This window comes from Elusimicrobiota bacterium, from assembly GCA_018816525.1.
Classification (GTDB): domain Bacteria; phylum Elusimicrobiota; class Endomicrobiia; order CG1-02-37-114; family XYA2-FULL-39-19; genus OXYB2-FULL-48-7.
Genome location: JAHIVV010000001.1, coordinates 35,253 through 41,592, shown reverse-complemented (window position 1 = coordinate 41,592; position 6,340 = coordinate 35,253). Strand labels below are relative to the sequence as shown.

General features: G+C 38.3%; 9 protein-coding genes and 2 tRNA genes. 4 read left to right on the top strand and 7 right to left on the bottom strand.

Annotated features, from left to right (window positions below):
- The 6 genes from KKH91_00220 to KKH91_00195 all read right to left on the bottom strand — a co-directional run.
- Nucleotides 1-873: TolC family protein (locus KKH91_00220; GenBank protein ID MBU0951241.1), on the bottom strand; the 873-nt coding region annotated here is incomplete at its 3' end.
- A 9-nt stretch (nucleotides 874-882) separates the two neighbouring features.
- The gene (locus tag KKH91_00215) at nucleotides 883-1,551 is read right to left on the bottom strand and encodes an ABC transporter ATP-binding protein (GenBank protein ID MBU0951240.1); all 669 of its coding nucleotides are present in this window, start codon (nucleotides 1,549-1,551) and stop codon (nucleotides 883-885) included.
- 1 nt (nucleotide 1,552) lies between these two features.
- Nucleotides 1,553-1,663 (bottom strand): hypothetical protein, encoded by a 111-nt coding sequence (locus tag KKH91_00210; protein ID MBU0951239.1) that lies wholly within the window; start codon nucleotides 1,661-1,663, stop codon nucleotides 1,553-1,555.
- An 8-nt stretch (nucleotides 1,664-1,671) separates the two neighbouring features.
- Nucleotides 1,672-1,800, bottom strand: a complete 129-nt coding sequence (locus KKH91_00205; GenBank protein MBU0951238.1) for a hypothetical protein — start codon at nucleotides 1,798-1,800, stop codon at nucleotides 1,672-1,674.
- A gap of 1 nt (nucleotide 1,801) precedes the next feature.
- Nucleotides 1,802-2,164, bottom strand: a complete 363-nt coding sequence (locus KKH91_00200) for a metallopeptidase family protein (protein MBU0951237.1) — start codon at nucleotides 2,162-2,164, stop codon at nucleotides 1,802-1,804.
- The gene (locus KKH91_00195; GenBank protein ID MBU0951236.1) at nucleotides 2,161-2,427 is read right to left on the bottom strand and encodes a hypothetical protein; all 267 of its coding nucleotides are present in this window, start codon (nucleotides 2,425-2,427) and stop codon (nucleotides 2,161-2,163) included. The genes KKH91_00200 and KKH91_00195 overlap by 4 nt, the downstream gene beginning before the upstream one ends.
- Nucleotides 2,428-2,552: 125 nt before the next feature.
- Here KKH91_00195 and KKH91_00190 point away from each other — a divergent pair, with 125 nt between their 5' ends.
- Both KKH91_00190 and KKH91_00185 read left to right on the top strand, forming a co-directional pair.
- The gene (locus KKH91_00190) at nucleotides 2,553-3,656 is read left to right on the top strand and encodes an ABC transporter ATP-binding protein (protein MBU0951235.1); all 1,104 of its coding nucleotides are present in this window, start codon (nucleotides 2,553-2,555) and stop codon (nucleotides 3,654-3,656) included.
- Nucleotides 3,657-3,686: 30 nt separating this feature from the next.
- Nucleotides 3,687-3,763: transfer RNA gene (locus KKH91_00185), tRNA-Met, on the top strand.
- Nucleotides 3,764-3,824: 61 nt separating this feature from the next.
- Here the strand turns inward: KKH91_00185 and KKH91_00180 are convergent.
- Entirely contained in the window at nucleotides 3,825-4,997 is a 1,173-nt protein-coding gene (locus tag KKH91_00180) for a hypothetical protein (protein ID MBU0951234.1), read from the bottom strand.
- Nucleotides 4,998-5,101: 104 nt separating this feature from the next.
- Here KKH91_00180 and KKH91_00175 point away from each other — a divergent pair.
- Together KKH91_00175 and KKH91_00170 are read left to right on the top strand one after the other, a co-directional pair.
- Nucleotides 5,102-5,173, top strand: a tRNA-Gln gene (locus tag KKH91_00175).
- 151 nt (nucleotides 5,174-5,324) lie between these two features.
- On the top strand, nucleotides 5,325-6,263 hold the full coding sequence (locus KKH91_00170) for an ORF6N domain-containing protein (protein ID MBU0951233.1): 939 nt from the start codon (nucleotides 5,325-5,327) through the stop codon (nucleotides 6,261-6,263).
- Nucleotides 6,264-6,340 lie beyond the last annotated feature (77 nt).

Sequence of the window (6,340 nt, the reverse complement as noted above, 5' to 3'; positions counted from 1 at the left end):
TGCACTTAATGAAGGAAGCCACTCGCTGTAGGCTCCTTTAACATCCTTTTGGGCAAGCTTTTCCTGCAGAACCAATTCCTGAAAATCTAACCGCAAAGCAACAGCTTTTTCTTTGCATTCTTCATAATTCTTGAAATTCAGAGGATTTTCTTCCGGTTGAGGAAAATTGCCCTGGCTAATTAGAACAGGATGATCTAACTCTTCTCCAAGAATGTTTGTGAAAGAAAGCATCGCAATGTCAAGATTATGCTTTGCAGTTTCAACATTTGCTTTAAAATTCATATACTGTGCTTCAATATTAAGAACGTCTATTGGTGTAGCTAAACCTTCTTTTTCTCTTTCCCGGACAGAATTATAAAGACTCTCAATTTCTTTCAAATTAAAAGACGCCAAATTCTGAATTGTTATCGCCTGCATAAGGTTATAATAACTCTTTTTAACATTATAAACGACTTCCTGTTTTTTCTTTTCGTAACTTATGCAGCTAAGTTCTCTGCTTATACCTGCTTTAGAAACAAGTGAGCCCGTCTTGCCGAAATCCCAGATATTTTGCTGGGCCGATAAGCCCTGGGAATAAGTTGTAACATCAGTTTTGTCCGGAAGGCCGGGAAAAAGCGCGGTGTCTCCAAATGTTACCGAAAGCGGGCTGACGCGTCTTGAGGCGGACATATTGGCAGATACCTGAGGGAAATACATGGACCTGGCTTCCCAGAATTTGAATTTGGCGGAAATATAATTGTTTTGGAGAGCAATTAATTCAGGGTTATTCGCAAGAGCAATATCAATATATTCCCTTAATTTGATTTCTTCAGAGAATAACAAACAAACTGATGCAATGATTGTGAAAATAGTTACTGATATTTTTTTGTACATGCGCAACTCCTAAGGAAGAATCTTGCCGTCTTTGAAATGAACTTTTTTATGTGCATATAAGGCTATATCCGGTTCATGAGTTATAAGAATGATTGTTTTTCCCCTTTTGTTTAAATCAACAAATATTTTCATAATTTCTTCGCCCGATTTTGAATCCAGGTTTCCGGTAGGCTCGTCAGCGAGTATAATAGACGGGTCATTAACTATGGCCCGGGCAATGGCTACTCTCTGCTGCTGGCCACCGGAGAGTTCATTGGGCTTATTTTTTGCCTTGTCTTCCAGGCCAACCATCTTCAAACATTCAAGAGCTCGCTCCCTTTTATTCTTTACTCCGCTATATATTAAAGGAAGCTCTATATTTTTTACAGCGTCTGTTCTGGCCAAAAGGTTAAAGGTCTGGAAAACGAACCCGATTTTTTTATTTCTAATATGGGCCAATTCATCATCGCTGAGCGTTGCAACTTCTTTGCCGTCAAGCAGATAGGACCCGGTAGTGGGTCGGTCCAGGCAGCCAATGATATTCATGCAGGTTGATTTGCCCGACCCGGAAGGGCCCATGATTGCAAGAAAATCACCTTCATTTACCGTAAGGCCTACATCGTCGAGAGCTCTGAAATCTACTGAGCCTGTTTTATAAATTTTTGTTATATTTTTTAATTCTATAACAGTTTTTGTCATTTTATACCTTCGACTTCTTTACCCTCTGTTCTACTATCATGTACAGCGTCGGTATGAATACCAGTGTAAGGATAGTTGATACGGTCAGCCCGCCTACCACGGAAACAGCCATGGGAGAGCTCATTTCCGAGCCGGTGTGGGCCTGCTGTCGTCAATAACAAGAATTTTTGTGATAATGAATTTTGCATAAAACCTGTAAGCCAACGCAAAAACCAACAAAGCAGTGATAATTAATGTAAGTGCGTTAATGTTAGTATCCCAAATCCCTTATTTGTTTTTCTGAGAATCCTAAATAATGGGCAATTTCGTGTACAACTGTTCTTTCAATCTGGCTGTTTATTTCTTCCTCTTTTTTAAACATCATTTCAAAACTATCTTTATAAAGTTCAACACGCGTAGGTTCTGACTGCAAATTAGCCAAAAAAAATCGCCCGTAGTGCATTCCGATAAATGCCCCGAAAATAACCATTCCCGGGTTTCTTTGAAGCATTTCATCCGGGGCTTTTTCGCGGGCAACTACCGCGACCTGTTTCTCCTTTAAAATATCTTTAACTTGCTGCGGTATTTTTTCCAACGTTTGGTCAATAATATTTTCAAATTCTTCAAAAGTCATACTTTATTTTTTCTCTGTGTCTGCTTTCTGAAATTGGATAAAAATACCGGTTTGTTTTCCTGCACAACCAAGTTATTAAAATCAAACCACGCCCGGCAAATATCGCCTTTTTCGCTTATTCCTTCAATTTCCACGGCCCGGGCGGTTTTTGAATCATTTTCTTCATAAACCGTTTTAAGCAATTCTTCAAGAGAGTTGCATTCTATGATAGTGTTATCGTAAAAGGAGACTTTTGCAATAGCTTTTTTGACTACGAATTTCATTGCCATATTTTATGTTTTTTTTGCTTCGATGTCAAAAAATTGTACTAAAACCAGCAAGGAAGCGGTTTTAGTATTTCGTCCAACTCAAATTTGCTTTAACCTGAAAAATCTGATAAGATTTTTGTATGGCAAAATTAGAACTGAAAAATATAACAAAGAAATACGGGAAAACAACCGCTATTAAAGATTTTTCATTAGAAATTAATGATCATGAATTCTGTGTTCTTACCGGGCCTTCCGGCTGCGGAAAAACCACTATTCTCCGGATAATTGCCGGGTTAACCGGCGCAAGTGAAGGCCAGGTAATCCTTGAGGGAAAAGACGTCAGTAAGATTCAGCCAAAAGACAGGAATATTGCCATGGTTTTCCAGAACTATGCACTTTATCCGCATATGAATGTTTACGAAAATATGGCTTTCGGGTTGATGCTGAGAAAAGTATCAGCAACTGAGATAGACGCCCATATAAAAGAAGCCGCTGAAATTTTAAATATAACAAATCTATTAAAAAAACGCACCCAGGACCTTTCTGGCGGAGAAAGACAAAGAGTAGCCGTAGGCAGAGCCCTGGTAAGAGACCCTAAATTATTTTTATTGGATGAACCCCTTTCAAACCTGGATGAAAAATCAAGGGCCCAGATGCGCGCTGAATTTAAAAAAATACACGACAAACTTAAAACAACCATGCTTTACGTTACCCATGACCAGATAGAAGCCATGACCCTGGGAGATAAAATATGTGTAATGAAAGACGGTGCAGCCCAACAGTCTGCCGCGCCCATGGATTTATATAACCATCCGGCAAACAAATTTGTTGCAGGATTTTTCGGGTTTCCTTCCATGCCTCTGGCAAAAGTTAAAGTAACAAAAGAAAACAACGGTGTTTACATTGACGAAGGAACTTTTAAGCTGTTGATTCCTGAGCCTTTGAAAAATAAAGTCGGACAGTTTGAAGGGCAATCACTGACCTTTGGAATAAGAGCGGAAGATATTCACGTTAAATCCGATTATTCCGGAAAAATTGAAGGAAACACTGCAACCATTAATGTAGATTTTATCGATCCAATGGGCCCGGAAACTCACTTACACTTAAATACAGGCAAAAATTCTTTTGTAGTCCGTACAAAAACATCCTCAACCCTAAAAACAGGCCAATCTGTAGAAGTAGCATTTGACCTGGGAAAAATGCACCTGTTCCATCCGGTAACCGAAAAAACAATAAACGATTGACACACTTGATATAATATAGTATTGTATATCCGCGGGGTGGAGCAGTCCGGTAGCTCGTCAGGCTCATAACCTGAAGGTCGTAGGTTCAAATCCTACCTCCGCATCCAAGAAAATAACAAAAACCACCAACAGGTGGTTTTTTTAAGGTAATAATGCCTCAAATTAAATTTACTTCAATTCTGTTTTCTTTTCCGTTTTTAACCATTTTTCAAGCCAGGCAAAAGCGTCTTCCTGCATCTTTATGTCAAATTTGTGCGGCCCAGGAAAAAACTTTCCCGAGTAATTGCTCTTGTATCCGGTTTTTTTATAAATGGATTGAATTTTCCTATGGGCATTTTGCTGTCCCTTTAAGGTATAAAGCTGATCCTCGGTGTCATACTGAACCATTAATGGAAGAGGCGCTCTTAAAGAAATCAGATCGGGCAGATCCATAAATCTGGTTAAATGCGGCAGGTAGAGCATCCAGGTGTGGAATTTTACATTATTTAACAACAGCTCTTCAAATGTGGTCATAAACCCTATACATACAGCGCATTTTATCCTTGAATCCAGCCCGCCTAAAAATATCGTTCTTAAACCCCCGCAGGACAAACCTGCGCACCCGATTTTATCGGGGTCAACTTCTTTTCTTGTAAGAACATAATCAACGCTTCTTCTGTCTTCGTAGGAAAATATGCCCGGCCAGGTTAATCCGGAAGTAAATATGGTTTTTGCAAGTATATGTTCATGCTCATTGGCAAAATGATTATAAGCGGCTATATATTCCTTAGAATCCTTTTTTTTGCCCTCAAAATCCTTGCGGAAATTCTCTGGAAGAGCTTCAACCGCCACTTTTCTGCTGCCGAACGGGAAAACGTCTATTACGAGAACAGCAAAACCTCTTTTTGCTATCTCGTTGGCCCAGCTTCTACCGCCATAATACTGTTTTTTATGTTCCTTTATGGTTATAGGTTCATCGGGCAGTCCTGTAATTTTTTCTTTTCCGTAATATTTTAACCCGCCATGGGCATGCAGGGCTATTATGCAGGGCAGCTTTCTATTTTTCCCTTCAGGGTATAGAAACAAACCCTTCATTCTCGGGCCGTAGGGCAGGCTATAAGAAATTTTTTCTATCACCAGTCCATCGTATTTTATTAATCCATCAACAGTTGCTTTCAAGGGGGCATTTCCCGGTTCAAAAGCAAGCAATTCAAAAACTTTTCCTTTTGCTTTTTTGCGCCAGGATTCCAGGTTTTCCCAACAATTATTCAGATATGACAGCGGTTGCCCGTGTTTTTCTAATTCCTTTTTAAAAAAACCGTAATAATTCCCCACATCAGAAAAACGTTTTTTAATCATCATTTTTTAATTAAATATTTCGTAGTTTGTTTATACTGATTATACCAAACAATCTTAATAATTTGCACTTTAATTTGAAAATTTGTAGAATAAACACACAAACTTTTTGGGGTGTAGCCAAGCGGTAAGGCACGGGAATTTGGATCCCGCATACGAAGGTTCGATCCCTTCCACCCCAGGTTTCCATCCCTCGTTTCTCAAATTTCCTTAAAATCCCATTCTCAAACACCAGACTAAACTAACGCTTTTTCTAATTCCGGGAACTAATTGACAACAATTGCGTCTATTTAGGTGAGTATAAAAAACTATTTGAAGTAAAGGATATCACCTATGGACCCAAAAAAAGTTACGCTTGTTTTTGCAGAAAGAATTAAGCATAAAATATTGATTATTCGTGGCAGCAAGGTCATTTTGGATAAAGATTTAGCGTTTCTTTACGGGGTTCCAACAAAAAGATTAAATGAACAAGTAAGACGAAACATAAAAAGGTTCCCTGAAGACTTTATGTTTCAATTAACCAGCGAGGAAATAGAAAATTGGAAGTCGCATATTGCGACATCCAATTCTATTAAAATGGGTTTAAGAAAAAGACCTTATGCTTTCACTCAAGAAGGTGTTGCAATGTTGTCAGGAGTTCTGCATAGCGAACGAGCTATTCAGGTTAACATTCAAATTATGCGAGTGTTTGTTAATATACGGAATGTAATCTCAGCAAACAGAGGAATAATCGGTAAATTGAATCAATTGGAGAATAAATTTAAATCACACGATAATAAGATAAAAACAATTTTTGAAATTATTCACAGACCTTCAGAAACGAAATTATTATCTCCGGAAAAGCCTTTTTCAAATAAAATGGTCATTAGGGATATTATTAGTTCCTGCAGCGAGCATATTCACTGGGTTGATAAATATTTTTCTAAGGTAGGGCTGGACTTGTTGGCGAAGTCACTTAATCCTGGAAAAGTAAAAAATGTAAAAATATTGATGTCCTCGGAAAAAATAGACGATACTTTCATCTCTTTGTATCGTGACTTAAGGAAAGAATTTAAAAGCGAAGGCGTGAAAATTGAATTAAGGACTATAACCGATCATAAATTGAATGCCTGCATTCATGATAGATGGATTATTGCAAAAAATGTTTGTTACAACACTCCTTCAACTGATACTGTTGCCAGGGGACAGTACTGCGAAGTAAAAAAACCGCCAATTTTCCGCCATTTATTGAATGGTGGGAAAAAAGCAAAGCTATTGTTTGATACTTTTTAAAATTCCTTGAATTTCCCCTCAAAAAACAGTAACATAGAAGTGAAGGTTATCATCAGCAAAATCCGCCTAAAAGGCCT